Source organism: Psychrobacillus sp. FSL K6-4615, from assembly GCF_038008225.1.
In the GTDB taxonomy this organism is placed as follows: Bacteria; Bacillota; Bacilli; order Bacillales_A; family Planococcaceae; genus Psychrobacillus; species Psychrobacillus psychrotolerans.
In genome coordinates this window covers 1,474,852-1,501,507 of record NZ_JBBOYQ010000001.1, presented here as the reverse complement: position 1 = coordinate 1,501,507, position 26,656 = coordinate 1,474,852, and the positions used below count along the sequence as shown (strand labels likewise).

31 protein-coding genes are annotated in these 26,656 nt (G+C 34.9%); 8 read left to right on the top strand and 23 right to left on the bottom strand.

Annotation, left to right across the window (positions count from 1 at the left end; translation table 11 throughout):
- Positions 1-227: 227 nt before the first annotated feature.
- From MKX53_RS07195 to MKX53_RS07170, 6 genes are all read right to left on the bottom strand, one after another.
- Positions 228-1,532, bottom strand: a complete 1,305-nt coding sequence (locus tag MKX53_RS07195) for a pyrimidine-nucleoside phosphorylase (RefSeq protein ID WP_093534833.1) — start codon at positions 1,530-1,532, stop codon at positions 228-230.
- A gap of 50 nt (positions 1,533-1,582) precedes the next feature.
- Positions 1,583-2,761, bottom strand: coding sequence for a phosphopentomutase (deoB, locus tag MKX53_RS07190; protein ID WP_340910243.1), 1,179 nt, complete (start codon positions 2,759-2,761; stop codon positions 1,583-1,585).
- Positions 2,762-2,833: 72 nt separating this feature from the next.
- Positions 2,834-3,733 (bottom strand): site-specific tyrosine recombinase XerD, encoded by a 900-nt coding sequence (xerD, locus tag MKX53_RS07185; protein ID WP_445678261.1) that lies wholly within the window; start codon positions 3,731-3,733, stop codon positions 2,834-2,836.
- A gap of 199 nt (positions 3,734-3,932) precedes the next feature.
- Complete coding sequence (gene fur / locus MKX53_RS07180) at positions 3,933-4,376, bottom strand: ferric iron uptake transcriptional regulator (protein WP_093534839.1); 444 nt, start codon at positions 4,374-4,376, stop codon at positions 3,933-3,935.
- An 85-nt stretch (positions 4,377-4,461) separates the two neighbouring features.
- On the bottom strand, positions 4,462-4,929 hold the full coding sequence (locus MKX53_RS07175) for a hypothetical protein (protein ID WP_093534841.1): 468 nt from the start codon (positions 4,927-4,929) through the stop codon (positions 4,462-4,464).
- A gap of 50 nt (positions 4,930-4,979) precedes the next feature.
- A complete protein-coding gene (locus MKX53_RS07170; RefSeq protein WP_093534843.1) occupies positions 4,980-5,528 on the bottom strand; it encodes an NUDIX hydrolase in 549 nt (182 codons plus the stop codon).
- A gap of 88 nt (positions 5,529-5,616) precedes the next feature.
- On the opposite strand from MKX53_RS07170, the gene MKX53_RS07165 reads away from it, so the two are divergent.
- Positions 5,617-6,519, top strand: a complete 903-nt coding sequence (locus tag MKX53_RS07165) for an aldo/keto reductase (RefSeq protein WP_340910241.1) — start codon at positions 5,617-5,619, stop codon at positions 6,517-6,519.
- 119 nt (positions 6,520-6,638) lie between these two features.
- Here MKX53_RS07165 and MKX53_RS07160 read toward each other — a convergent pair whose 3' ends face one another.
- Entirely contained in the window at positions 6,639-6,908 is a 270-nt protein-coding gene (locus MKX53_RS07160) for a DUF3886 domain-containing protein (RefSeq protein WP_340830309.1), read from the bottom strand.
- A 7-nt stretch (positions 6,909-6,915) separates the two neighbouring features.
- A complete protein-coding gene (locus tag MKX53_RS07155; RefSeq protein ID WP_340910239.1) occupies positions 6,916-8,100 on the bottom strand; it encodes an acetyl-CoA C-acetyltransferase in 1,185 nt (394 codons plus the stop codon).
- 106 nt (positions 8,101-8,206) lie between these two features.
- Between MKX53_RS07155 and MKX53_RS07150 the strand changes: the two genes are divergently transcribed.
- Together MKX53_RS07150 and MKX53_RS07145 are read left to right on the top strand one after the other, a co-directional pair.
- Positions 8,207-9,103 (top strand): hydroxymethylglutaryl-CoA lyase, encoded by an 897-nt coding sequence (locus MKX53_RS07150; RefSeq protein ID WP_340910237.1) that lies wholly within the window; start codon positions 8,207-8,209, stop codon positions 9,101-9,103.
- Positions 9,104-9,114: 11 nt separating this feature from the next.
- On the top strand, positions 9,115-10,044 hold the full coding sequence (locus MKX53_RS07145; protein WP_340910232.1) for an alpha/beta hydrolase: 930 nt from the start codon (positions 9,115-9,117) through the stop codon (positions 10,042-10,044).
- A 25-nt stretch (positions 10,045-10,069) separates the two neighbouring features.
- Here the strand turns inward: MKX53_RS07145 and MKX53_RS07140 are convergent, their stop codons facing one another.
- From MKX53_RS07140 to yneA, 5 genes are all read right to left on the bottom strand, one after another.
- The gene (locus MKX53_RS07140) at positions 10,070-10,288 is read right to left on the bottom strand and encodes a YneF family protein (protein WP_093534855.1); all 219 of its coding nucleotides are present in this window, start codon (positions 10,286-10,288) and stop codon (positions 10,070-10,072) included.
- Between the two features lie 148 nt (positions 10,289-10,436).
- Positions 10,437-12,437 carry a transketolase gene (gene tkt, locus MKX53_RS07135; RefSeq protein ID WP_340910230.1) on the bottom strand — a complete coding sequence of 667 codons (2,001 nt, stop codon included), beginning with the start codon at positions 12,435-12,437 and terminating at the stop codon, positions 10,437-10,439.
- Positions 12,438-12,523: 86 nt separating this feature from the next.
- Positions 12,524-12,757, bottom strand: a complete 234-nt coding sequence (locus MKX53_RS07130; RefSeq protein ID WP_093534859.1) for a DUF896 domain-containing protein — start codon at positions 12,755-12,757, stop codon at positions 12,524-12,526.
- Between the two features lie 62 nt (positions 12,758-12,819).
- Positions 12,820-13,470, bottom strand: a complete 651-nt coding sequence (locus MKX53_RS07125) for a YneB family resolvase-like protein (RefSeq protein ID WP_340910227.1) — start codon at positions 13,468-13,470, stop codon at positions 12,820-12,822.
- On the bottom strand, positions 13,467-13,784 hold the full coding sequence (gene yneA, locus MKX53_RS07120) for a cell division suppressor protein YneA (protein WP_093534863.1): 318 nt from the start codon (positions 13,782-13,784) through the stop codon (positions 13,467-13,469). The genes MKX53_RS07125 and yneA overlap by 4 nt, the downstream gene beginning before the upstream one ends.
- A gap of 172 nt (positions 13,785-13,956) precedes the next feature.
- Here yneA and lexA point away from each other — a divergent pair, with 172 nt between their 5' ends.
- The gene (gene lexA, locus MKX53_RS07115; RefSeq protein ID WP_093534865.1) at positions 13,957-14,577 is read left to right on the top strand and encodes a transcriptional repressor LexA; all 621 of its coding nucleotides are present in this window, start codon (positions 13,957-13,959) and stop codon (positions 14,575-14,577) included.
- Positions 14,578-14,752: 175 nt separating this feature from the next.
- Here lexA and MKX53_RS07110 read toward each other — a convergent pair whose 3' ends face one another.
- Positions 14,753-15,331 carry a peptidoglycan DD-metalloendopeptidase family protein gene (locus tag MKX53_RS07110; protein WP_340910223.1) on the bottom strand — a complete coding sequence of 193 codons (579 nt, stop codon included), beginning with the start codon at positions 15,329-15,331 and terminating at the stop codon, positions 14,753-14,755.
- Between the two features lie 223 nt (positions 15,332-15,554).
- On the opposite strand from MKX53_RS07110, the gene MKX53_RS07105 reads away from it, so the two are divergent.
- Entirely contained in the window at positions 15,555-15,725 is a 171-nt protein-coding gene (locus MKX53_RS07105; RefSeq protein WP_340910220.1) for a hypothetical protein, read from the top strand.
- Between the two features lie 188 nt (positions 15,726-15,913).
- Positions 15,914-16,453, top strand: a complete 540-nt coding sequence (locus tag MKX53_RS07100) for a hypothetical protein (protein ID WP_340910218.1) — start codon at positions 15,914-15,916, stop codon at positions 16,451-16,453.
- Between the two features lie 701 nt (positions 16,454-17,154).
- On the opposite strand, the gene MKX53_RS07095 is transcribed toward MKX53_RS07100, so the two are convergent.
- The 9 genes from MKX53_RS07095 to MKX53_RS07055 form a co-directional block, all read right to left on the bottom strand.
- Positions 17,155-17,880 (bottom strand): CPBP family intramembrane glutamic endopeptidase, encoded by a 726-nt coding sequence (locus MKX53_RS07095; RefSeq protein ID WP_340910215.1) that lies wholly within the window; start codon positions 17,878-17,880, stop codon positions 17,155-17,157.
- Positions 17,881-18,496: 616 nt separating this feature from the next.
- Positions 18,497-18,784, bottom strand: coding sequence for a histidine kinase (locus tag MKX53_RS07090; RefSeq protein WP_340762053.1), 288 nt, complete (start codon positions 18,782-18,784; stop codon positions 18,497-18,499).
- A 134-nt stretch (positions 18,785-18,918) separates the two neighbouring features.
- Positions 18,919-19,368, bottom strand: coding sequence for a GNAT family N-acetyltransferase (locus tag MKX53_RS07085; RefSeq protein ID WP_340910214.1), 450 nt, complete (start codon positions 19,366-19,368; stop codon positions 18,919-18,921).
- A gap of 46 nt (positions 19,369-19,414) precedes the next feature.
- Positions 19,415-19,879, bottom strand: a complete 465-nt coding sequence (locus MKX53_RS07080) for an SAM-dependent methyltransferase (RefSeq protein ID WP_340913273.1) — start codon at positions 19,877-19,879, stop codon at positions 19,415-19,417.
- A 589-nt stretch (positions 19,880-20,468) separates the two neighbouring features.
- Entirely contained in the window at positions 20,469-21,797 is a 1,329-nt protein-coding gene (gene ltrA / locus MKX53_RS07075) for a group II intron reverse transcriptase/maturase (protein ID WP_340910211.1), read from the bottom strand.
- A 602-nt stretch (positions 21,798-22,399) separates the two neighbouring features.
- Positions 22,400-22,876 carry a hypothetical protein gene (locus MKX53_RS07070; protein ID WP_340910208.1) on the bottom strand — a complete coding sequence of 159 codons (477 nt, stop codon included), beginning with the start codon at positions 22,874-22,876 and terminating at the stop codon, positions 22,400-22,402.
- Between the two features lie 160 nt (positions 22,877-23,036).
- Positions 23,037-23,825, bottom strand: coding sequence for a M15 family metallopeptidase (locus tag MKX53_RS07065; RefSeq protein WP_340762048.1), 789 nt, complete (start codon positions 23,823-23,825; stop codon positions 23,037-23,039).
- A 35-nt stretch (positions 23,826-23,860) separates the two neighbouring features.
- The gene (locus MKX53_RS07060) at positions 23,861-24,028 is read right to left on the bottom strand and encodes a hypothetical protein (protein ID WP_340910205.1); all 168 of its coding nucleotides are present in this window, start codon (positions 24,026-24,028) and stop codon (positions 23,861-23,863) included.
- 56 nt (positions 24,029-24,084) lie between these two features.
- Positions 24,085-24,921 (bottom strand): STAS domain-containing protein, encoded by an 837-nt coding sequence (locus MKX53_RS07055; RefSeq protein ID WP_340910202.1) that lies wholly within the window; start codon positions 24,919-24,921, stop codon positions 24,085-24,087.
- A gap of 340 nt (positions 24,922-25,261) precedes the next feature.
- On the opposite strand from MKX53_RS07055, the gene deoD reads away from it, so the two are divergent.
- Positions 25,262-25,972, top strand: coding sequence for a purine-nucleoside phosphorylase (gene deoD / locus MKX53_RS07050; RefSeq protein WP_093534875.1), 711 nt, complete (start codon positions 25,262-25,264; stop codon positions 25,970-25,972).
- A gap of 335 nt (positions 25,973-26,307) precedes the next feature.
- Complete coding sequence (locus tag MKX53_RS07045) at positions 26,308-26,439, top strand: hypothetical protein (RefSeq protein ID WP_340830278.1); 132 nt, start codon at positions 26,308-26,310, stop codon at positions 26,437-26,439.
- Positions 26,440-26,656: the final 217 nt, after the last annotated feature.

The following is a 26,656-nucleotide window of genomic DNA, read 5'->3' as shown; positions in this document are numbered from 1 at the left end:
TATGTAATTGGAATAATTATCTGATTCGTTAGTAATGGAACCTCTAGGGACGAGTAAAGCAATTCGTTCGTAAGTAAGTCAATATGGAGCGCAAGAATTCATAGCAAATTCGCTTGTATATGACCGACGAGAGAGCACCAAAACCTTAGAAAACAAAGCAAAACAAAATCCACAAAAAGAAAAGAGGATCATGACCGAAGTCATAATACTCTTTTCCGATCAATAATTTATGCAGTTATTACTTCATAGATTAAAGGTGGTGCATCTTTTTTAGCAGCTTCGATATCGATAAATTTAGTTAATTTATCCATTACGTCTTGAACATCTTCTCTGTTTGAATAGATCGTAGCAAGTGACTCTCCTTTGCTGACAGCGTCTCCAACTTTTTTGTTGAGTACTATGCCAACAGCTAAATCTATTTCAGATTCCTTCGTAGCTCTTCCTGCTCCTAGAAGCATTGCCGCAGTTCCGATTTCGTCTGCTTCCATAAATGTGATGAAACCATCTTCAGATGCTGGAACTTCGAATTTGAACGCTGCTTGAGGTAGTAAAGAAACGTCATCAACGATTTTTTCGTTTCCACCTTGCCATTTGATGAATTGTTTAAAGATTTCTAATGCTGACCCATCTTCGATCACAGCAAGCAGCATTTCTCTTGCTTCTTCTAGAGTTTCAGCTTTTTCTCCTACTACTACCATTTGACTACCAAGTGTCAAACATAGCTCTGTTAAATCATCAGGTCCATTACCTTTTAAGGTATCAATAGCTTCCACGATTTCTAATGAATTCCCGATTGCTCTTCCAAGGGGTTGACTCATATCTGAAATAATTGCCATTGTTTTTCTTCCAACATTATTCCCTATACGAACCATTGCTGTTGCAAGGGCTCTCGCATCTTCTGTCGTTTTCATAAATGCTCCGTCACCAGTTTTAACGTCTAATACGATAGCACCGGCTCCAGCAGCAATTTTCTTACTCATGATCGAACTTGCTATTAATGGAATACTATTCACAGTACCAGTAACATCACGTAAAGCGTATAATTTTTTATCCGCAGGAGTTAAATTACCACTTTGGCCAATTACCGCTACTTTTAGTTCATTTACTTGTTTCACAAATTGTTCGGATGTTAACTCTACATGGAAGCCTTCAATCGCTTCTAGTTTATCGATTGTTCCACCAGTATGCCCAAGTCCTCTACCACTCATCTTAGCAACTGGGACACCACAAGCAGCAACGAGCGGTCCGAGAACCAAAGTAGTTGTATCGCCAACTCCTCCAGTAGAATGCTTATCTACTTTAACGCCTTCGATGGCAGAAAGGTCAATTGTTTCTCCCGAATTAACCATAGCCATTGTTAAATTAGCTCTTTCTTCATCCGTCATATTTTGAAAGAAGATAGCCATTAAAAGTGAACTCATTTGATAATCTGGAATCGACCCATTCGTATATCCTTCTATAAAAAATTCAATTTCTTGTTTTGTAAGAGCACTACCGTCTCTTTTCTTTTCAATAATATCGATCATTCTCATCGTATATACACTTCCTTCATTTTGATTTTGCTTCCATTTAAAGCATAGTGTTATTTTAATAGAGAAAGGAAACTCTCTCCAAATTGAGGTTTTTTAACCCCAAAGTTTTCACTAATCGTTGCTCCAATGTCCGCAAATGTGTTGCGTAATGGTAACTCTTTTATTTCCTTGAACTGTGGAGAATATACAATTAACGGAACATATTCTCTCGTATGGTCAGTTCCTGGCATCGTTGGATCATTTCCATGATCCGCTGTAATTATTAATAAATCTTCCTCAGTTAACTTTGGCAGTACTTCATTTAGACGAACATCAAATTCTTCTAATGCCTTACCATAACCTAGTGGATCACGACGGTGTCCAAATAGTGCATCAAAGTCTACTAAATTTAAAAAGCTAATACCAGTGAAATCTTTATCCAACGTTGCAATGAATTTATCCATACCATCCATATTATCTTTTGTTCTTTCTGTAGAAGTAATACCTTCACCGTTATAAATATCATTTATTTTTCCAATTGCAATTACGTCTAATCCAGCATCACTTAATTCATTCATAGCGGTGCGGCCAAAAGGTTTTAACGCATAGTCATGACGATTTGATGTACGTGCAAATTTCCCGGGCTCTCCAATAAATGGACGAGCAATTATACGACCTACTAGAAATTCCTCCGAAAGTGTTAACTCACGAGCAATTTCACAAATACGATATAATTCTTCTAAAGGAATAATTTCCTCATGTGCTGCAATTTGAAGCACAGGGTCAGCAGATGTATAAACAATGATTGCCCCCGTTTTCATATGCTCTTCGCCAAGCTCGTCTAAAATTTCTGTTCCACTTGCAGGTTTGTTCCCAATAACTTTGCGACCAGTTTTTTCTTCTAATTGAGAGATTAGTTCATCCGGGAATCCATTTGGATATACTTTGAATGGTGTGTCAATATTCAAACCCATGATTTCCCAGTGCCCTGTCATTGTATCTTTCCCCACAGATGCTTCTTGCATTTTCCCAAAATAAGCGGTAGGTGCCGCAACATGTTTAATCCCTTGTATATCATCAATATTACCAAGTCCCAGTTGTTCCATCTGGGGCATATGTAGGCCGTTCATTTTTTCGGCAATATGTCCAATAGTATGAGATCCTACGTCACCAAATACGTTTGCATCTGGTGCTTCACCAATACCAACAGAATCCATAACAATCACATGTATGCGCTTAAATTTACTCATAACATAACCTCCTACTGTTTTCTTCTAGTTTAACAAAAAATTGAAAAATGTACAGGTCAGACCTCTGACAATTTAAGCTCTAGGATGAAATTGTTTATAAACATCCTTTAATCGGCTTTTGCTAACATGCGTATAAATTTGTGTTGTAGATATATCCGAATGCCCCAGCATCTCTTGAACAGCACGCAAATCTGCACCATTTTCTATTAGATGAGTGGCAAACGAGTGCCGCAGTACATGAGGAGTAATTTCTTTAGAAATTCCAGCAGCGGCGGCATGATTATTCAGTAATTTCCAAATACCCTGTCTAGTTAGTCGTTTCCCACGTTGATTGATAAAAATAGCTTCTGTTTTTTCAGACTTCAATAAAGTCAATCTAGCATTTTCTATATAATCTGTGCAAGTTCTAATGGCAGAACCACCTAAAGGTATGATTCGTTCTTTGCCACCTTTCCCAAATACACGAACAAATCCCATGGATAAATGTATATCCTCTAGATTTAAGTTTAAACATTCGCTAATTCGCATTCCACTTGCATACATAAGCTCAAACATAGCTAAATCTCTCTGCCCTTGCGGCTTAGATATATCTATACTATTTAAAAGGTTATTCAATTCCTCTACGGATAAATATGTTGGCAACTTTTGTTCCATTTGAGGTAGATCCAGATGGACAGATGGATCTGTATTTGCCACTTTCTCTCTCAATAAAAACTGATGAAAAGAACGAATAGATGATATATGCCTTGAAATCGTCCGAGCAGATTTGCCATTTTCTTTTAAGTTTCGAAGATAAAGAACGATATGTGTACGTTCTATCTCATCAAGACTATGTAGTTGTTGAATCTCAAATATATGATGCAAATAATCGGATAAATCTTTTTTGTAAGAAATTAGTGTGTTGCTCGCTAATTGCCGTTCTATTTGTAGAAAGTGCAAATAATCTTCTAAATGCATTTGCCCATTGTTCAAGTATTTCACCCCTCATATAAAATAATCATTTAAAAAAAGGATAGCTAAAAAGCTATCCTTTTTTTATTTAAGAAAGTAATGATAATTAATCGGCAACTGCCTAGCGACAGTACCTAGACCCTCTAGTCCGTTCAAATTTACTTCTAAGCAGAGTTAACCTCAGAACGTTGTCAGTACTGACTTAGGTGATTGTACATCCCTATTTCTCTTCTTGGCAACGGTAGCAAATACCGTGAAATGTTAGACGATGATCTTTTATCCTAAAGTTCCACTTTTTCTCGACAATAGCTTCGACATCTTCTAACAAATCTTCTTGAATTTCATCTACAGCTCCACATTCAATACAAACCAAGTGGTGATGAAAATGTGCTGCACCTTCTTGTCTTAAGTCATAGCGAGATACGCCGTCCCCGAATTGAATTTTGTCTACTACATTCAATTCGTTTAATAACTCAAGCGTTCTATAAACTGTTGCTAGTCCTATATCAGCTGATTTCTCTCTAACTAGTAAAAATACATCTTCTGCACTTAAATGATCTTCCTCATTTTCAAGCAAAACTCGGACTGTCGCTTCACGCTGTGGCGTCAGTTTATAGCTCGCACCAGATAATTGTTTTTTTATACGATCAATACGGCTTTCCATATGACGCCTCCTTACCTGAATCCATTATACCAATAATTGAATTCTCATTACAAGAGATTCACATAATAATAATTATTAGAAAGAACTAATTATTAAATAATATAAATGGTATTAAGATGAACTCTATAATTATAACAATTATATAAAAGGATAGCGAAAAAATATTAATCCGATTTGCTAATGCTAATAATAAGATACAATAAACTAGTTGAAATGGAAACCACCAGAACACATATGGAAAAGTAGATTCCTGTGTTTGCAGTAGATAACTAGAACAATACCCATAGAATGTAATTTTAAACGCACAAATAACTAAAATAAGTTTTCGTAAATAACGATGTTGATAAAACAAAAAAAACACAATCGCAACCATTAAATGAGGAAAAATAGTTTCTAAAAAAGTAGGCCGCTCTATTAATAGAACGCGTGCATCCAAGAGATTTATAATCCATTGCTGCTGTTCTACCGTACTTTGTTCAAATAATATTAAACCTCCGACAAAGCTAACTACAAGCACACATAATGAGATAAAAATAGTATAAGTCTGGTTCAAATTGGAACACCCCCCTATCTACTTTCATCATATGCTTGTACTAACTTAAATCATGCTTCTTTAAAATAATCTTTCAACCAAATATATGCGAATGCAGTTTTAGCATCATAGATTTGTTGTTTCTTCACCATTTCTTCCATCTCGGTAAGACTAACATGTAATAACTCTACAAACTCATCTTCATCTAACCCAACTGGTTGTTCCATCTTTACAATATTATCTGCAAAGTATAAATGGATAATCTCATCAGCAAACCCTGGTGATGTGGAAAATGATTGAATGTATTGTAAATTGTCAGTCGTATAGCCCGTCTCTTCTTCCAATTCCCGCAATGCAGTTATTTCAGGCGCTTCTCCAATTTCTATTTTCCCGGCAGGAATTTCGATAATGGATCGTTCTAATGCCTTTCTAAACTGTTCTACTAAAATTATTTTGTTGTCTTTTGTCACAGCTATCACGGCTACCGCACCAGGGTGCTTAACAATCTCTCTATTACTAGTTTTACCATTTGGTAATTCTACTTCGTCTACTTGTAAAGTAATGATTCTACCTTTAAATTTAAGCTCAGATTGAATTGTTTTTTCCTCAAATTTTTTCATAACATATCTCCCTCTCCTATATATCATTTCACTTTAGTTGAATCTATCTAATTGACATTGTACCATGTAGAAAAGGACGTGATAAAACTTGAAGAAAAGACAATTAGGTAAAAGTGATCTATACGTTTCAGAAATCGGATTAGGTTGTATGTCCCTTCCTACAGACCAAACGGTTGCCAATAAAATTATTCAAGTAGCTTTGGAAAACGATATAACGTATTTTGATACAGCTGATCTATATGATAAAGGCGAAAATGAAAAAATTGTCGGTAATGCCCTTAAGGATAAAAGACAAAATATAATATTAGCTACGAAAGTTGGAAATCGTTTAAACAAATCTGGAGATGGTTGGTCATGGGATCCATCAAAAGAATGGATAACGGATGCCGTACACGCTTCCCTCAAACGTCTCCAAACTGATTATATAGATGTATATCAGTTGCACGGAGGCACGATGGAAGATAATGTAGACGAAGTGATAGACACGATGGAGTCACTTCAAAAAGAAGGACTTATCCGTGAATATGGAATCTCCTCCATTCGTCCAAATGTCATAGAACGTTTTTTAAGTAAAAGTAATGCAGTTTCTGTAATGATGCAATATAGTTTGCTAGATAGAAGACCTGAAGAATGGTTCTCCCTATTAGAAAATAACTCGGCTACGCTCTTTAGTAGAGGAACACTAGCTAAAGGACTATTAACCAAGGAAGGTTTATCTAGAGCATCTAAAACTGAGGATTATTTAAGCTATAGTCACCAGGAATTACTAGAGGCTCTAAAAGAACTAAATGATTTGGAAGCTCCTTTAAGTTCCATTGCTCAACATTATGTTTTACAGAAAGATGTAACAGGTTCCATGATTCTCGGCGCAAGTAGTGAGAAGCAACTGTTAGAATCTCTTCAGTCATACCACTTGGAAGTTCCAGAAAGTACATTACAAAAAGCAAGTGAGTTAACAAAGAAAGATATTTATAAAGAACATCGAATTTAATATATTATTATAGGATGGCTAGCCGTGATCTACTTCACGACTGGCTTTTTTTATAACTTTGGAAGAAGATATTTTTCCCACCAAAAAACCTATTCGCCGAAGCAAATAGGTTTTCTTGTTTAAAATTTTGAACTATTACCAAAGCCGTATTCATCTAACAGTTCTTCAAAAGATTTATTTTTTTCTTTTTCTTTCTTTTCAAAAGCTAGCTGTGCTTGTCTTTCTTCTTCTTTTTCTTGTTCAGCTGATACTAATTGGTTCTTCGTTTCTTTTAGTTTCGCTAAAATATCAGAAGAAAGCTGATCGGATAACGAGTTACCTTCTTCTACTTGCTTAGCAGGCTTTACTTGTTGTTGTTGTCTTTGTTTTTTCTTAGCCAATTGATTCACCTTCTTTTTATGAGCGTTTAACTATAGTCGCAACCCCTTGGCCACCACCTATACAAAGTGTAGCAAGACCGGTTTTTGCATCTCTCTTCTCCATTTCATGAAGTAAAGTAACGAAAATACGAGCACCACTTGCCCCAATAGGATGACCTAATGCAATTGCTCCACCATTTACATTTAGTATATCATGATTAAACGACAGCTCTCTATCAACAGCAATCGATTGTGCCGCAAAAGCTTCATTTGCTTCGATTAACTCTATGTCTGCTAATGATAATTGCGATTTTTTCAATGCTTTTTTAACTGCTTCTACCGGTCCAATCCCCATGACGCTTGGATCCACTCCTGCCGATGCATTTGCAACGATTGTCGCAAGTGGTTTGAGGCCAAGTTCATCTGCTTTAGCTTTGGACATTACTACTACCGCTGCTGCTCCATCATTAATACCTGAAGCATTACCAGCAGTTACAGAGCCATCTTTTTTAAACGCTGGACGTAGACCCGCTAGTTTTTCTTCCGTAGAACCTTTTTTTGGATACTCATCTTGCGAAAAGACAACCGGATCTCCTTTTCGTTGAGGAATTTCTACAGGCACGATCTCATCTGCAAATTTACCTTCTTCCATCGCCAGTGCAGCTCTCTCTTGAGAACGTGCAGAAAATTTATCTTGCTCTTCTCTAGTAATATTATATTGGTCACATAGATTTTCAGCAGTCACACCCATATGATAATCATTAAATGCACACCACAGACCATCTGAAATCATGCTATCTACTACCTTCTGATCACCCATACGGAAGCCATCTCTTGCGTTTTTTAGTAAATATGGAGATTGACTCATATTCTCCATTCCACCTGCAACAATAATGTCTGCATCTCCCGCAATAATAGCTTGCGTCGCAAGATGAATTGCTTTTAGACCAGAACCACATACCTTGTTTATCGTTAAAGCTGAAACTGACTGTGGCAGCCCTGCTTGGATGGAGGCTTGTCTTGCTGGGTTCTGTCCTAAACCTGCTTGAAGGACATTCCCCATAATTACTTCATCCACGATTTCTTTAGAAACCCCCGCTTTTTCTAATGCTTTTTCAATAACAATAGCACCTAGTTTAGTAGCTGGTACATCTTTCAAAGCCCCTTGGAACGAACCAATTGCAGTTCTAACTGCACTTACGATCACAACTTCATTTGTCATGTGATTTCCTCCTTGTTTCCCCTGTATCAAACAAATTTTTACAAAGTTCAATTTAAATTTGCTTGTTTAACCATCCTTTCTTTACAATAAAGAGGGAGGGATGATTATGTTTAGTTTACCAAATAAAGTGACAATTATCGAGGTAGGTCCTAGAGACGGTTTGCAAAATGAAAAAAATGAGGTACCAACCGATATAAAATTATCTTTTATCGAAAAACTTCAGCAAGCCGGAATTGAAGAAATGGAAATAACTTCTTTCGTATCACCGAAATGGGTACCACAAATGAAAGATGCAAACGACATAGTGAATCAAGTGAAAAAGATGGGTAGACAGTTAGTACTTACTCCAAATAATAAAGGTGTCGAATTAGCCAAACAATCCGGAGCACAAAATTTCGCTGTTTTTGTAGGTGTCTCTAACAGTTTTAATAAAAATAATATAAATAAAACTACAAAAGAAAGTATGGATGAACTAAGACCTATTGTGGGCAAACTGCTACAAGATGGTCATTTCGTGCGTGCATGTATTTCAACTGCTTTTTACTGTCCATATGAGGGCAAAATGGAGTCTTCGGACACACTAGCACTATGCAATGAATTCGTTTCATGGGGTGTAAACGAACTTAGTGTCGCTGATACAATCGGAATGGCTAATCCACAAGAAAGCTATGAATTATTTACTGCACTCAAGAAGGAATTCCCTGCAACGCTCATTACCGCTCATTTTCACGACACACGTAAAATGGGTATCGCCAATATTTTAGCGACCTTACAAGCAGGTATTGATCGCTTTGACACATCTGCCGGCGGACTAGGAGGATGCCCTTTTGCACCTGGGGCTACAGGAAATGTAGCAACTGAGGATGTTGTGAATATGCTACATCAAATGGGTATAAGGACGAATATAGATCTCAATTCATTACTTAAAGCAGTAGAAGTAGTTGAACCTTATGTGTCCAGACCGATAGATACGGGAATGTATAAACTATTCAAAAGTAAGTAGGGGTTGATCGGATGAAGAAACGTGTAATTATTTGGACGAGTATTTTTACTAGTGTTTTAACAGCTATGGCTACGTTCTTTGGTTTCTTTGTAACTAATAGACTTATGTATATGAAAAAGAAAGAAAATGATTTTATTTTGAATCGTGAAATTACATCAAAACGATTAGATGAAGCTTGGTTTAATGCTGTAAACAAAACGGAGCAATGGATTGAATCTAAGAATGGGTATTCCCTAAAAGCAATATTTGTTGAACCACTAGAAACAAATAATTACGTCGTTATTTGCCACGGGGTTACAGAAAACAAGATTAACTCACTTCGTTTTGTACGTATGTTCGAGCGACTCGGTTTCAATAGTGTTGTTTATGACCACCGCAGACATGGAGATTCTGGTGGCAAAACAACAAGTTTTGGGTTTTATGAAAAAATAGATTTACAATCTGTAGTAGAAGCTGTAAGAGAAAGAGCTGGTCAAGATGCTGTTTTAGGTATTCACGGAGAATCTATGGGGGCTGCTACAACATTACTCTATGCTGGTTCTATTATAGATGACGCTGATTTTTATATTTCCGATTGTGCATTTTCGGATTTTGAGCAACAAGTTTATCATATAATGACCCAGTCCACGCCTCTCAGATCAAGTCTTGCCATTCGATTTGCTAACTTGTTTCTGAAGTTGCGGGATGGATATACGCTAAATCTCGTCTCTCCAATTGATGTTATTGACAAAATAGAAAAACCTGTTTTATTTATTCATAGTTTACAGGATGATTTTATATTACCTAAAATGACCGAGGAGTTATATGAAAAAAAACAAGGCTCAAAAACCTTGAAAATGTTTGATATTGGCGAACATGCTAAATCTTTCAATGAAAATAGTAAGGAATATGAGCAAGTGGTGGCTGATTTCCTACAAGAAAACGATTTGCTAAACAAATAAAAAGCACTCAGCTGAGTGCTTTTTATTATTTTTGCATTTTATTCATTTGATTCATCATTTGTTTAACTTGTTTTTCTGAAGGCTTACGACCCATTTGTGTCATCATCATACGAAGCATTTGTTCATTAATAGGTGGGTTTTCTTTTAAGTATTTCATCATATATTGACGCGCTGCAAAGAAACCTAATGCTGCACCAGCAATTAACGCAACGATTATAATAACGATCCAAATCCATGTTTGCATATATTCTCCTCCTTTACATACTTATCTACGTGTACAAGACACCATTAGAAATTATACTATAGATTCTTTTGGCATTCTATATAATTCGAAATAAAAAAGCAATTCGAATACTTATATGACAAAGTATTCGAATTGCTCGTACAACTTTTTACTTTTGAAGTAATGCTTTCATTTTCGAAACTACGTTTTCCACGGAGAAACCATATTCTTTCATAACGATTTCACCTGGAGCACTTGCACCGAATTTATCAATAGCAATTACGTCTCCATCAAATCCAACATAACGATGCCATCCTAATGATGCACCCATTTCAATTGCAAGACGTTTTGTTAAATGAGAAGGTAATACAGAGTTTTTATAAGCAGCATCTTGTTTCTCAAAAAGATCCCATGATGGCATAGAAACTACTGATACTTCAATACCTTCTTTAGAAAGTGCTTGTTGTGCTTCCACTGCAAGACTTACCTCAGAACCAGTTGCAAGTATTATTGCTTCTGCTTTTTCATTAGGTGCTACTACATAAGCCCCTTTTGAAACTCCTTCTCTTACTAGTTCTACTGAATGATCTAGTGTTGGCAAGTTTTGTCTAGAAAGGACTAAAACTGTTGGGTTATTTTTAGATGAAACTGCTAATTTCCACGCTTCCGCTGTTTCATTTGCATCTGCAGGGCGGATTACCGATAAACCTGGCATTGCTCGTAAAGAAGCTAAATGTTCAACTGGTTCATGAGTTGGTCCATCTTCCCCAACTGCGATACTATCATGCGTAAATACGTATGTTACTGGAAGACCCATCAAGGCAGATAAACGAATTGCAGGTCTAACATAGTCACTAAATACGAAGAATGTACCACCAAAGACATTTAGTCCTCCGTGTAAAGCCATACCATTTAAAGCAGTTCCCATTGCAAATTCACGCACACCAAACCAAATGTTTTTCCCTGCATAATCGTCAGCTGAGAAATCTCCTACATTCTTCATAGTAGTTTTGTTTGAACCGGCTAGATCAGCACTACCACCAAAGAATGAAGGTAAGTTTTGGGCAATTGCATTAATCGCTTCACCTGAAGCAGAACGGGTTGCATGAGAAGTACCTGCTTCGTATGTTTTAAGTGCATCTGCAAAGTTTTCCGGTAACTTACCAGAAATTGCTGTTTTTAATGTTGCAGCTAACTCAGGGAATTCCGACTCATATTGCTTAACTTTTTCATTCCACGAAGATTCTTCTTCAACACCCAATACGTTTGAAGCTTGTTTAAATGTGTCATAAACTTCTTCTGGCACATAGAAATCTTCTTCAAATAACCATTTATATTCAGCTTTAGCTAAAAGAGTTTCGTCTTTTCCTAATGGCATACCGTGCGCATCGGATTTACCAGAACGATTAGGAGAACCGAATCCAATAACAGTTTTAACTTCAATAATCGTTGGCTTGTCATTTTGAGACTTCGCTTTTTCAATGGCATTTGAAATTTCTTCAATGTCATTTCCGTCTTTTACATGAATATAGTTCCAACCATACGAGTCAAAACGTTTTTCAACATTTTCAGAGAATGATTTATGTAAATCACCGTCTAAAGAAATATCATTACTATCATATAATACAATTAATTTATCCAACTTAAGATGTCCAGCTAAAGAAATTGCTTCTGCAGCCACACCTTCCATTAAATCACCATCACCACATAATGCGTACGTATAATGATCAATAATTGAATGGTTGTCTTTATTGTACGTAGCAGCTAAATGTGCTTCTGCCATTGCCATTCCGACTGCCATACCAATACCTTGACCAAGTGGTCCTGTTGTTGCTTCTACTCCTGCAGTGTGACCAAACTCTGGATGTCCGGGAGTTTTAGAATCCCATTGTCTGAAGTTCTTAATTTCTTCCATTGGTAAATCGTACCCACCAAGATGAAGCAAGCTATATAAAAGCATAGAACCATGTCCAGCAGATAACACAAAGCGGTCACGGTTGAACCACGTTGGGTTACTTGGGTTATGACGTAAATGCTTTGTCCATAATGTGTATGCCATTGGAGCAGCCCCCATTGGTAAACCAGGGTGACCAGAATTTGCTTTATCAATTGCATCAATTGATAATGTTCTAATAGTATTAATTGCTAATAAATCGGATTGTAATGACATGAATGACATCCTCTCAAACAAATTTTTTGCTATATATCTAGTTTAGACAAGAATGTCTGTATTATCAATGGTTTTGAAATGATAATTTAATTCAGAAACTTTCCTTTCTTTGCTTCTTGAACTTTTGAAGGTGTTACATCATTTCCATCAGGGTCAATTACTTTTACACTTTCAATGGTATCTCTCATAGTAGAGCGAAAAGTTTCCAAATATTCTTTACGTAAAGAGCTTTGTTCTTTTGCTTCTTCCATGGAAAGTCCTGTAGTTTTAGATTTTCTCGATAACTCACTAATTCTCGCTAATTTTTCTTTACTTAACAATTCTTTTCACCCTTTCACTTTATCCTTATATAAAGGTAAGGAAAAAACACACAGAGTGCAAGTCATTTCACTCCGTGTGTTTCTATGTACTCCATATAACGTCGATGGACAGTTGCTTTACTAATATTAAACCCCAAACCTTTTAGGGTCATCGAAATCTCTTCATAGGTAAGACCAGCATTACGAAGTCTAACTACTTCTTCTAATGGCACGTCTATTCTCTCTCTTCCTTCGGGATTACCTCTTGTTTTCAAGTTTTTTTCCGGTCTATATCCTTGAGACACTGCTTTTTTCATACCTCTTTTAATTTTTGCGTTGTGTAATTTCCGCTGATACTCCTCCACTAGCGCCAATATTTCCAAGAGCATAGTATCCATTTCGTTTAGATTAATGACACCTTTATCCTGTAACGTATAAATCGAAGTATTGATTTTTTGAAGTAAATGTAGAACGGCCATTCTACCGTTTCCTCTGCCAATACGTGTCTCATCTTGTACAAATACCGCTTTAATTTCATTTTGTTTAATATAGTCAAGTAAATCTAATAAGCCTTCGCGTTCAATATCATATCCACTATGCTGATCTGAAAATACTTTTTCAACTTCATAATTATTTAGTTTTGCAAATTCTATCAATTCTTCCTCTTGCCTTTTTAATGAAGTCTCTTGAGACTCTTTTTCTGTACTCACTCGACAATATATAACTGATTTCACTTTGTATCGCCCGCTATCTCCGTATCATGATTGAAATGGTAACTTTTTTCAATGACTGGAATAATAATAACTTCCCCCGCTTTAATATGACCGTCTTGCAAATTATTCATCGCAATTACTTTATCGATCCATTTTAGCTTATCTTCATTCGTTCCATATTCTTGTGCTAAAGCCCATAAAGAATCTCCTTGTTCTATATTAATATGTTGGCTCTCGTCTGTCGAAAAAGAATTCGAGATTATTATAAACATTGTAAATGCAATACTGCACGCTACAAATATTGTTAAAAAGTAATTTTCTTTCATCCAGGTCATTTAAAATCCCCCTAATAGAATGTGTGTTCGTAATGTATATTTTAATATTAATGCGAACGTTTGTTTTTGTCAACAATAATTAGAACCTATGTTTGCATTACTGTTCTTCCCCTGTTATACTATTAATAAGATAGAAAAGGATAGAGATAATTATTCAAAAAGAGGTGAACATATGAAAAAAGCATCTAAAAGACAAGAAGATATACTTGCTTTTATAAAAGAAGAAGTTCGTAAAAAAGGTTATCCACCATCCGTTAGAGAAATTGGAGAAGCTGTGGGCTTAGCATCTAGTTCAACTGTTCATGGACATTTAGCACGACTGGAAAGTAAAGGTTTAATTAGGAGAGATCCAACAAAACCACGCGCTATTGAGATTCTGGATGGCTTGGGCAGCGTTGCTGAAAAACACAATGTGGTTCATGTACCGTTGATCGGTAAAGTTACTGCTGGTATCCCTATTACAGCAATTGAAAATATAGAAGAATTCTTCCCACTTCCAGAAACATTTGGAACTGCAGATGATAATTTATTTATGTTAGAGATTATGGGTAATAGTATGATAGAGGCTGGAATATTAAATGGTGACTATGTGGTTGTAAAACAACAGCAATCTGCCAATAATGGCGATATTGTTGTCGCAATGACTGATGAAGATGAAGCAACAGTTAAAAGATTCTTCAAGGAAAAGTCCTATTTCCGTCTGCAACCCGAAAATTCTTCCATGGAACCTATCATTGTAAATTCAGTTAGTATACTTGGAAAAGTAGTTGGAGTTTACCGTAATATTCAATAGTTTTGTCGAACTTGACAATATAGACAAATAAACGTAAGATAACAGAGAGCCGATATCATATTTCAACGAAAAGTGGACATTTTCGTTGAAATCATCGAAAAACCCCTTTACCTTAATGGTTGAGGGGTTTTATTTTTATACATAAGTAATTAGTAGCTTTGGTAAACTAGTAATACTACTTCTTCTTCTTGAGGGCAGCTAAAGTCTTTGTTCCGACTACCCCATCAACTGTTAAGCCCTTTTTCTTTTGAAAGTCTTTAATAGCCGAAATAGTTAAGGGTCCCTCTATCCCGTCATTTATCAATTTATAACCTGCTGAATTTAAGAGTTTCTGAACTTCAGTGACATTTATTTCACTTATATACTTTAAAGGATTTACCGCATTTGGCTGACCTGTCTCGTAAGATGGTATGTGAATTTCAAAATGTAAGTGGATACCTGTGCTATTTCCTGTACTCCCTTTAATACCTATTTGTTGACCTTGTTTAATACTTTGTCCCACTTTCACAGAAATAGTTTTTAGATGCGCATATAAGGTTTCGTACTTTTTACCGTTTAAAGTATGTGCAATCGTTATGGTATTTCCATATCCTCCAATAACTTTCGCTCTAGTCACTTTACCACTGGCAGATGCTCTTATAATCGGACTACCATCATTCCCAATGTCAACTCCTTTATGGACTTTAACATTACTATTTTTTCGAATTTCTCCAAAACGAGATGTAATTTCTCCTTCGCTTGGTCTAATAAACAATTTATAACCTCCCTCCTATTAATAAGTAGAGAACAATCCCTCTCACTAGTTAATGCTCGAATGATTAATAACATATAGTCAATAATCATCATATTTCCCTAAAAAATTGTAAAAAGATTAGAAATGAGTAAATTTGGGTATTAATATTTATAATCAAGCATATGTTAAATTATTAATATTATTTTCTGTAGACCTATATAACTATATAAAGGGGCAATAATTTATGAAACTAATTATAGAAGAACTCAAAAAGCTTATTAATGATTATTATAGATGCAATAACCACTATTTGAAGAAAGAAATTTTGATTGACATTAATCTGTTGAAAGATGCATTAAGAATTTTAGAAAAAAGAAAGTTAAATATAAACACAGAAAGCTCACTTATTTTTTAACGAAGTGTGCTTTTTTTATTAATGTTACACACTATATAGTTTTGCCATGTAATGTTAGATTTCAAAATTAATAGTATTTTATTCTTTTTTCTTACGAGACAATCAAAATGACTAGTCCTCCTAATTTCTATTACATATATTATATTATGCCGTCCAAACGGCTAATCTATTATAAGGAGGTGAATTATATGGTTCTTGTACTTCAAGAGTTTACTACCCCTGCAAATACTAATGTAATTGCAGATACAGCTGCACCACCTGGAACGCTTCCGACACCCGCTGTACCAACTCTACCAGCAATGGTTTCACCTTTAGTAGATGGAAGTAGTGCTTATATTTGGTCTCCTAACACAGAGTCCAATCAAACCGTGACATTTCAAAGTATCTTTAATATTGGAACTTTGCCACTACTCACTCTAGCATTACCTCTTTCCGCTTATTTTGCGTTTGCAGCTAACGAAACGGCTTCTGTAACTGCAACTCTAGAAGTTGTTAATCTTCTTGGAATCGTAGTTGCTACTATTCCACTTTTTTCAGGTAACAACTCAGGTAGCTCTCAGGACGTTGCAATTACATCCGGGGATACGTTACTAGCAATCGGCCTATTAGGCAACTCTGGACGAATTGTAGTTGAGACTACTGTCACTTCTCCAACCGTATCTGGATATTCCGCAAATCCCGGTCGATATCTCGGACAACTTACAGTGCATAGCATATTGGCAGTTTAGTTTATAAACTACACATTATCTCGAAAAGATAATTATGTTTTTCAAGAACAAACTCTTTTTGTTAATAAGAAATGCATATGGAGGGTCAAGCATTAATAACGCCGTGACTCTCCAGTTTGTTAGTAGAGTAATTTTTATCACTTAAAATTTTATGCAAATCACTTCCATTTACACTAGTTTTGTTAGATAATAAGTAATAGGTAATATAGTTCAAAGGGGAGTATATTTAACTATGATATTAATTTATAAAGAATTAAATAATCTAATTGATGATTATTATAAATGTCCCTTCACACATATTAAAGAACAGATCCTCATAGATATTAATCTTTTAACTGATGCCTTATTAATTGTCGATTCTGATTTTCAATATTAAATCTACCTAATCTATTCAATTTAGTTTTTGGTATCACTATGAAATTTTATAAAATAGCTTATTCAGAGCTTCCAAAGGTGAGAAACAAGTCGAGATACCTGAAACTCAATTGGATTATACATAAAAAGCGTTGGAAGCATATAGCTCCAACGCTTTTACTATGAATACATTTTCAATGTAATCCTCATGATCCCTTGCGTGTACAGTCATTCGGATAGGATACTTGTTAATTTTACGTTATGTGGAATCATAGAAGAATTCAAAGCACCTCAATCGTAGAATAAGGTTAGTTTGTTTTTTATTTATAATTCATTCACTAATGAGATCAAGTTTTCGATCTGTTTTTTTTATTCAGAGATAATGACAACCAAATAGCAGTGACACCTAATATAATAATCACGATTGTGTCAAGAATTGCGCTAGATCCTCCGCTTCCTAAAAATTGAATTAGATTATGAAGGCTATGAAACAGAATCAGTGGTAAAATGTTGCCAGTTTTAATAAATAATTGCGCTAGTACAATACCAATTAGAAAAGAATAAGCCAATTGTAGTCCAGTTTGCCCCAAACTTTGTCCAGATAACAAGTTAAGCATATGTGTGACAGAGAATAATATGCTCGAAGTCAGGATAGCTGGAAGAATACCTCGTGGTAGTAATATTTTTATCATTATTCCTCTGTAAATACTTTCTTCCACAAAACCGATTAAAATAGCAAAGCCAACATAGAAAATAATCGTTTCAAGCGGCTGGGAACTAAACCCTTGAAGGCATAATACGATTAAAATAATCAGTAGAGGTAAATACAGTATCCAATTTGCTCTTTTCATTTCTCGTTTAAAACCATAATAAGTCCACTTTCTCTTCCATGAAAAATAAAAAAGTAAAAATAGCGCTGTTGGTATGAACGATATTAATATAGGTGTATTGTAACTTAATTGTTTAATCGTAGCGATTGCACCTGCTATAAAAACGACTAGTAAAAAAATGACTTCAATAAGTATGATACTTATTATAGGGTGTTTTTTAGAATAACTTAACTTATTATGCATTACACATCTTGCCTCCCAATAATATCTTTTAACCAATTTAGTGCAAATTTAAAAAACTAAAATTTCAAAAAATATATATAACAATCTATTCGAGTTTCCTTACGCACATTCCTCCTTTTTAGTTTGAGGCCCTTTTTTAAAGTAATATTAACTCTCTTCATTGCCTTTTAACTCTGTAGATCGATCAAAATAAATAAAAAAACACCGATCAAGTCAATAAAAGACTGAACGATGTTTTTAAATTTAGGGGTGAAATTGGGGTGTTGAACATTTGAGTGAAACTCTTTATCACTCACCCCATTATAAAATCCTATACTATTAGATTAATACATTTTCAAGTATTGCTCACGTTACTATGGGTGTACAGTTGTACGGATAATATACCTACAGATCATTAGGTGAAATAACATGAAACGAATGCTATTTATATGACTTTTCAGACGTTGTCCTATAATCAAAAACAACTAGGTATAACTGCTTCGTGGTAGATCCGTGGTAGAATTCGCATATGTTCGTGGTAACATTTTAACCTTTAAATACGCAGTAATTTTATATAGGTTATTTCGGAAAGCGAATATTTAACTAAAGCACCCATTATCTTAATAAGGAAACTACATTACACCTCTTCTTTATCAAGTAAATAGCCATAAAATTCTTCGTGCAAAGCAATATCTTCTTGTAGTGATTCTTTAGTGTCTCTATCAATTAAATCAACTAAAAATTTATCAGCAAGTTCATCGCCACCATCAATCATAACTAATATTGAATGCATTACACCCTCTATCACGTTATTAACTACTTTCCTATACGCTTCCAGTTCCTCTCGACTTGAGAGTTTTTGTTGCATTATTTTAAGAGATTCTTCCACATCAGTCCAAGCAATTAAATCTGTGTTTGGATTCAAACTATCAACTGTTGATTCTCTCCAAACGTCCTTTATACTTTTTAAGTTCTGATAAAGTAATTCTTGTTAACAAATCTCCCCTAATAAAAGTAGGTCCTTCTTGAAGTAAAGCACCCGTTACTTCAAAAAGATAATTATAATTTCTTTTCAAAAAAGGTTAAGGATAGTTGTTCATTTACTATTAACTCTTTAATATTTTGAAATCCATTCTTTTTATAAAAACTAACTGCAGGATTATTTTTAGAACCAGTTGCTACTTTTATTGTTTCAACCTCGAACTTAGTTTCAATAAAATTTAAAAGCAACTGCGCAATTCCTTTTCTAAAATGGTTTGGATGTACGATTAACCTATGTATATCAACTTCATCATCATCTACTTTTATAGATATTACTCCGCATAGTATTTCATTTTCATAATAACCAAAGAATGCCTCTCCGCAATGTTGCAAAGTATGAACCGTATCCTTTAATGGTGGTATTTCATATGAACCAATAATTTCTGCCTCTATCTTATATGATGGTATTTGAATGTTTAAAACATCTGCTGCGTTTTTTCTATTACTAATATCGATTATTTTAATCAAGGGAACCCCTCATTTCTATTTTACAGATTTTATGAAATAGTTACTTCTAATCCTTCCAATAATTTTTCATCAAAGAGATTGACCATTCGGGTTGTCTTACTTCATCTTTTGGTAGAAATTCTTTCATTACTGGCTTAATGTCGATAATCGGAGTTCCGTCTAATGCATCTAATCCCTTAACTATTAATATTCGCTGTTTTTGTTCAATAAGTTCTACAATAGTTACCCCTAATTTATTTGGTCTATTTTTCCCTCTCTGAGCAAATATTCCAACCTCTGGATAATCTTTATTGTTTCTTGGGTGTCTTGCTTCATACTGAATTTTATCATCTGAGACTTTATTAAATAAAAAAACGATTTCTAAATGTGAGAATTCATTAATCCCTTTTAATGAAGCTTCATTTATATTTTCCGCAAGTTCAATTGTTGATACGATTGAACCCCAATTATCATCCAAAATATCTTTTCTAGTATTATTTATAAAGGCAATTGGTTTGATAGAATACTGCATTTGTTTCATCCCCTCCTATAAATAATGCATCACGATATATGATTTCGTTTTCATCTTTATCGTACCAAGCATTATCCCCAAAAGAAAATATAGATTAATTATACATATCCATAATTTTATCTTATTGAATATTGAACTCTCCTAGATGTCTCTATTTAGATACAGAAACACCCCCATATTCACATGTTTTTAAGAGTTACCGTTTGTCTTTCACTTTTCCACTTAAAATACGTATAAATTAATTGAACTACTAGAGTAACTATCAAAAGTACCAACAAAAATACGCTAAACTTTGAATTGATATCCATTAATAGCAGTTGAAAGGATAAAAATATAGCAAGAAGAATCATCCACAAAGTTTGAACAAATTTCGTTCTATAATTCAATTTCCAATAATAAAATCCACTTTCACGACTATTTTTCACTAATTCCACCACTTATAGTTGTTACTTCTCCATGAATGTTTGAAGTTCCTTCTTCAACTAGTCGAGTAGAAGAGAACCTCTCTACCTTGCGGTAGATTGTGTTCTTCTCCCCTCACAGAACCGTGCTTGCGCTATTCACGCACACGGCTCCTCCAAGTCTTCATTCACAAAATATAGCTAATCTCTTTTCTTAAGTCGTATATATTCACCTTTATTCTTGGTGAAGGTAACGGATATTTATGAAGAAAGAGATTGAATTTATCCCAAGTAAAGGATTTTCTTTGACTTCTTCTGTTGAGCCATTTAAACAGTAAGTATTGGATTTTGTCTTTAAATTGTTGAACACTTGGAGTGTTATCTGTGATGCAATAGTAGTTGTAATAACCTACAAGCGAGCGTTTAAATCTATCCATAATCATATGAATATCATTGTTTCGGTTCTTCTTTATCCATTCCTTCGATTCCTTAAGTTTACCTTGTAGCTTTTTCCTGCTTGATTTCCGTTTCACACGAAAGTATCCAGATTTACTCTTTCCACAGTAGTGTGTAAAACCTAGGAAATCAAAGGTGTCAGGTTTTCCATTTCCCTTTAGTTTTGCATCTTTCTCCGCAAATCTCCCGAAGGGGATAATTTTGGTTTTATCCTCCGCTATTTCTAAGTTAAACTTCTGTAATCTCAGCTTTAATGATTGAAAGAATTCCTGAGCTTCGCTCTTATATTGGAAGCAACAAACAAAGTCATCTGCATAACGAACTATGTATGCTTCTCCTTTACACTGTTTTCTAACTTCCTTCTCAAACCACAGGTCCAGGACATAATGGAGGTATAGATTGGCAAGTATCGGAGATATGACTCCACCTTGCGGTGTGCCTTTATCTGTCTTGTATTTCTTTCCTTCCTCCATGTATCCACCTTTAAGAAACCTACCAATTATTCTTAGTAAGTTAGGGTCAGCAATTCGCAGTTTTAAGAACTCCATCATCCATATGTGGTCAACGTTGTCAAAGAACCCTTTGATATCTACATCTACTATATAATTTACTGATTTCTTTTCCATGTAATAATTTAATATTTTCAAAGCATCGTGGCAGTTACGATTTGGGCGGAACCCAAAAGAGCAATCTAGAAAATCATTTTCATAGATGGCATTTAGTATTTTTGTAATGCCTTTCTGTACAATCTTATCTTCATGTTCCGGTATCCCCAATGGTCTTTTCTTGTTGGAGTTAAGCTTCGGAATATACATTCTCCTTACGGGAACAGGATGATAACTTTTACTTTTAAGCCTACTTACTAAATCCTCTATATTTTCCTCTAGTGTTTCACTGTATTGCTCTTTAGTTGTGCCATTAATCCCAGTAGCCTTCTTATTAGGTAATTCAAGATGACACTGAACTAGAGATTGCTTATTTAGTAAATGGACAATAGATGTAAATTTCATTTTAGGATCAGATTTTGCTAATTCTGCTATCCTTAATAGTTTTGTTTCCATTTAATATTCCTACCTCCGAGTGTAGTAAATGTGTCCCTAGTAAGGGTGATAACTTGGTAGCAGCCTTTCCTCCATCGGCATTACCCAACTTCATTGGTACTACGCTGCTATCCGACTCCCTACAACGGCATTTGGTTTCCTTGCTTATTATCACTTGTACACCATACTCTTCTATTAGAAGAGACCGGTAGGGTCTCCCGAGTTGCCGTATCATATCCATGTGTGACGTGCCAAGGTCTCTGACCCCAGAGAGGTTTTATTCTTCTTGCCTTTATCGAAGAATAAAATGTAGCTTTCTACCGCAGTTAAGGCATCAGCCCTCTCGATTTACTAACATTATGGAGCTCAATCCCTTCAACCATTTGGCTTTCGGCCCGCCACCTAACTGTCTACGCTTAAAGGCTAATGTTACCATTAGCCCTCCAAGACTCGCTACGAGTGAATGGCTAGTTCTTTCTCGACGGGAATCCCACCCGCTATATGATACGACCTAGGCTCGGCCGCACAACTGCTTCGTTAGTTTAAGTGTAACATTTACGGGGCAGTTCATTTTTTTTGATGGTTTTTTTTAACTAAAGCACCCGTTACTTGAAGATGGATTACTAGACATTCAACCCTAAAAAGATATTTGCCTCATTTTTAATCGTTGATATTACTTGGCTTTCATTAAACTCTAAAGGTATATCACCATTACGTTGTTCATCAATCATTTCACTTATTTCATACCACTCCATCAAATCATCAGGATAATCTAAATCCGAAGCAACAATTCGATAAATCTTATAAGCAAAATCAAATGTAAATGAATGATTATTTTCTTTAATAATTTTATTTGCTAGATGACCTATATAGGCTCTAGCACAAATCTCGAAGGTTGGTTTCTGTATTTCCAACTCATTTAATGCTCTATTAAAATACTCTTCCACTTCGAAAATACTTTCACCAGTTAAAAATGAAGAAATTATATTTACAGATGGTAATGACACATCGTTTTCTAATAAGTTAATCGACCAATTTACATAGTCCTTAGTTATTACAGTTCCCTTTTGTATTTTATAAAATAAAGCATTTGTTTGCACTATATCAACCACCTTATAGGTTCTTTTCCTACAATCAGAATAAAATCCATATTCAACTAAACTGCCGCGTTAGTTCAATAAGAAAACTCTTACAGTTACTAATATTTTACATGAGAAGGCAAATAATAAAAGCCCCACTCTAATGAGCAGGGCAATCGAATTATTTACTATTTAATTTTGCTAACAATGCTTTAGATGGTGTTTCATATTTAACATGTTCTGGCATCTTAGTAACCCACATACCGCCACCAACATTATATTGGCCACCATGATTGTCACGATATCGATACACTCGATACTCTTCACCAGGATTCAGAATACGAACCATTTGAAGTTTACCGTCTGGGCCATCTTGCCATAGGTTAATGCGTTTCAAGATTGTAACCTTACCAATCTGACTTGGTTTAAGTTCCGTTTTACCCCACATGATTTTATCATTAGCAACATCTTCCGCTGCTTTAAGTGGTAGAAATACAGGTCGATGTCCAGCCTTTAATTGAGCGATTGTTAGGCCTTTGTTGTACTGCAAATGAGGATAGTCTTTAAAACCCTTCCAATCTCCGCCCCATTCAAAACCCATTGATTTAGCAATAGCTGCAACACGTTTCCATTTATCATCGACCGTCCACAATGATTGATTTCCATCATCTGATACAAGGAAATAATCAATAGATAGTCCATAATTGTGGATGGACGTTCCTGGTGGAGCATTAGAAACGATACTCCCTTTTGAACCATATACTCTACCATTCCAAATATAATTCGGTCTACCTTGTCCATAAATATAGGCTTGGTCCTCATTCGAACGGAATCCAGATGATATTTGCATGTAAATACCTTCATTGTAACAACGCTTAATTAATTCAATTGTATATTCCTTCAAAGAAGGATGAACAGCTCCTATACGATTAACAGAACGATTTATTAATGTCTTTACTAATACAGTCATAATCTCACCTCATTTCTCTTTTGGTTTGTTATAAATTAAAGCTTGTTTACTTCAGATCCTTGTGTAGTAGGATCCGCAACTACACCACTGGTAATCAAAACTAGAATAAAGGCATCCACATAGTTATTGTATTCAGCTAAATCTATTAGACCTGAGCTGTTAACTATTAAACCGATACCAATTTGTGCGGTATTTTCTCTCAATCCCCTTTAGATATATAGATAATTAAAAAGAACGCTCCTAATGGAACGTCCCCTTATTAATTGTTATTATGTTTTCTCATAGCATGTTCAATACTTGAATAAGTTTTTATATCTCTAAAATCAATCCCTAGTTGTACGGTTGTTTGTGCAATACTTGGACGCACACCTGATAATGAAGTACTCACTCCAATTAATTTTAGCGCATTAATCATGTGAAAAAGCTGATGTGCAACCATTGTATCTACAATAGGAACCCCTAGCAAATCAATATATAAGTGATTGATTTGCAATTTAGAACATTGTTGCAGTGTTGATTCTAAAATTACTTTGGCTCTGTTTGTGTCAATTTCTCCAACTAGTGGTAACAAAGCTATGGTGCTATCTAATTTAATTACCGGGGCACTTAGTTCAATAATCATCTCTTGTTGGGATTTTAATCTTATTTTGGATTGTTCAATAAATTCATTAGTAAATTTGAGTACAACGTTATTGATTGTAGTCAATATAGCGTTTGTATACGCTATTATTTGTTTGCTTGAAAGTTCATTAGGATACTGATCCATAAATTCTTCGAGCAATTCCAAGTAAAGTTCTTGTTGCCTAAAAAATTCCCCTATTATTTCTGTAAGCGGAGTATGTTGGTGACCTTCATCATTAACAACCATTGTAATAAAATCATCAAAACTTTTTTCACATACTTCATCTGATTTATTAAACATTTCAACGAATTTTTCATGGAATAGATGGTTCTGTTGTTTAAGCAATTGTATCTCTTCTAGATTAGAAGTACCATAAATTCCATTTTGATCTTTCTTTAGACTCTCATACCATCTTTCAGTTAATTGCCATGTTTTACTTTTAAGAAAATCATACAACTTTTGATTTCTGTCCAATTGATTTCCTACTTTCGTCATAAATTCACGATTATAGCACTCAAAATATTACTATTTTGATAGTACCATAGAAAAAATAAACAGACACTTTTTAAGAATTTACAATTTATATAATTTCAGATGGAGTGACCATGATTGTTGATCTATAATTTCCATCGACCTTACTTAGACCAACTCTTTCGGGTATCCCCTCTCACCCCTTTTCGGCTTGTTTCGCCGGACATTAATCATATAACCTTGACCGTGACAATTACTCGACAATATAATGTAAGTTAGACCACTATACAGGCAACTGATTTTAAGTGGTCTGTCTTAAATACGAAATGGAGAGAGATATCACATGACAACAGCACATAATACTGCAAAATTTGAAGATATTGCAAAAACAGTTTTAATGCCAGGAGATCCTTTGCGTGCGAAATATATTGCAGAAACATATTTAGAAAATCCAGTTCAGTTTAATAGTGTACGTAACATGTTTGGTTATACAGGAAGTTATAAAGGAAAACAAATATCCGTAATGGGATCTGGGATGGGAATGGCAAGTATAGGTATTTATTCTTACGAGTTATTTAAGTTCTATGATGTAGAAAATATTATTCGAGTAGGTAGTGCAGGTGCTTATACAGATGAACTTAACATTCATGATATTGTTCTTGTAGATAGTGCATGGAGTGAATCAACATTTGCAAAGGTTCAAGCTGGGGTAGAAAATGATATCCAACTTCCTAACGAGTTATTAACGAAGAAAATTGAAGATGCTGCAAATCGCATCCACACTCCTATTGTTAAAGGTAGAGTACATTCAAGTGATGTATTTTATCATGAAGATAATGTTCCAAATCATGTTGATTTTTATAATGACCATAATTGTATTTGTACAGAAATGGAAAGCTATGCATTATTCCATAACGCACGAATATTAGGGAAAAAAGCAGCGAGTATACTAACTATCTCAGATTCTTTAGTAACCCACGAGGAAATTAGTGCTGAAGAAAGGCAAACATCATTAAATAATATGATGAAAATTGCTTTAGAGGCTTGTTTGTAAAATATAGAAACCGGAGATGCAATAATACTTTAGTATTTATGTGCATCTCCAGCGCTATCCCCAAAATGGTTTTGAATAAATGATATCTAATACATCGTTCATTAACTAAATTAAAAAGTAGGCTATATTTAAAGTAAATTGAGTTGCATAGGCAACTCTTTTTTCTTGAAGTAAAGCACTAGTTAGTCACGTTTTGAATCTTGTTTTGTGTCGTGATAATGGTACACCTTTACCTAATTCTACCCTTTTAATGCTTTTAAAGAATGCTTAGAGGAAATTGGGAATATCTCTCTAGACACACACATGCTGTTTTGTTATTGGAAGCTGGTACTGATATGAAGTTTGTACAGGAACAACTGGGCCACGGTTCTATGCAAAATACATCGGACGAATATGCACATGTTTCCAAGAAGATTGCTGCACGTTCTATAGATAAATTTGATGAGTACATGAAAGAAATTGAATAATTTCATGCTAGAAATGTGATATTATTTAAAATACTTACCACGAACCTATAACAAATAAAAAAGCGTTGGGAGCATAGTGCCCCAACGCATTTACTATTAATACATTTTCAGATATTGCTCACGTTCCCATGGGTGTACAGTTGTACGGATTCTATACCTACCTATTTTCATATGTTTTTAAAAGTCATGAATCTTATTAAATAGCCAAATTACAATA

What these genes read in the sequence shown, in the direction of transcription:
- MKX53_RS07195 (WP_093534833.1), bottom strand. Translation starts at nt 1,532, where the DNA reads ATGAGAATGATCGATATTATTGAAAAGAAAAGAGACGGTAGTGCTCTT.
- deoB (WP_340910243.1), bottom strand. Translation starts at nt 2,761, where the DNA reads ATGAGTAAATTTAAGCGCATACATGTGATTGTTATGGATTCTGTTGGT.
- fur (WP_093534839.1), bottom strand. Translation starts at nt 4,376, where the DNA reads ATGGAAAGCCGTATTGATCGTATAAAAAAACAATTATCTGGTGCGAGC.
- MKX53_RS07170 (WP_093534843.1), bottom strand. Translation starts at nt 5,528, where the DNA reads ATGAAAAAATTTGAGGAAAAAACAATTCAATCTGAGCTTAAATTTAAA.
- MKX53_RS07155 (WP_340910239.1), bottom strand. Translation starts at nt 8,100, where the DNA reads ATGACAAATGAAGTTGTGATCGTAAGTGCAGTTAGAACTGCAATTGGT.
- MKX53_RS07150 (WP_340910237.1), top strand. Translation starts at nt 8,207, where the DNA reads ATGTTTAGTTTACCAAATAAAGTGACAATTATCGAGGTAGGTCCTAGA.
- MKX53_RS07145 (WP_340910232.1), top strand. Translation starts at nt 9,115, where the DNA reads ATGAAGAAACGTGTAATTATTTGGACGAGTATTTTTACTAGTGTTTTA.
- MKX53_RS07140 (WP_093534855.1), bottom strand. Translation starts at nt 10,288, where the DNA reads ATGCAAACATGGATTTGGATCGTTATTATAATCGTTGCGTTAATTGCT.
- tkt (WP_340910230.1), bottom strand. Translation starts at nt 12,437, where the DNA reads ATGTCATTACAATCCGATTTATTAGCAATTAATACTATTAGAACATTA.
- yneA (WP_093534863.1), bottom strand. Translation starts at nt 13,784, where the DNA reads ATGACCTGGATGAAAGAAAATTACTTTTTAACAATATTTGTAGCGTGC.
- lexA (WP_093534865.1), top strand. Translation starts at nt 13,957, where the DNA reads ATGAAAAAAGCATCTAAAAGACAAGAAGATATACTTGCTTTTATAAAA.
- MKX53_RS07105 (WP_340910220.1), top strand. Translation starts at nt 15,555, where the DNA reads ATGAAACTAATTATAGAAGAACTCAAAAAGCTTATTAATGATTATTAT.
- MKX53_RS07100 (WP_340910218.1), top strand. Translation starts at nt 15,914, where the DNA reads ATGGTTCTTGTACTTCAAGAGTTTACTACCCCTGCAAATACTAATGTA.
- MKX53_RS07095 (WP_340910215.1), bottom strand. Translation starts at nt 17,880, where the DNA reads ATGCATAATAAGTTAAGTTATTCTAAAAAACACCCTATAATAAGTATC.
- MKX53_RS07080 (WP_340913273.1), bottom strand. Translation starts at nt 19,879, where the DNA reads ATGCAGTATTCTATCAAACCAATTGCCTTTATAAATAATACTAGAAAA.
- ltrA (WP_340910211.1), bottom strand. Translation starts at nt 21,797, where the DNA reads ATGGAAACAAAACTATTAAGGATAGCAGAATTAGCAAAATCTGATCCT.
- MKX53_RS07065 (WP_340762048.1), bottom strand. Translation starts at nt 23,825, where the DNA reads ATGACTGTATTAGTAAAGACATTAATAAATCGTTCTGTTAATCGTATA.
- deoD (WP_093534875.1), top strand. Translation starts at nt 25,262, where the DNA reads ATGACAACAGCACATAATACTGCAAAATTTGAAGATATTGCAAAAACA.
- MKX53_RS07045 (WP_340830278.1), top strand. Translation starts at nt 26,308, where the DNA reads ATGAAGTTTGTACAGGAACAACTGGGCCACGGTTCTATGCAAAATACA.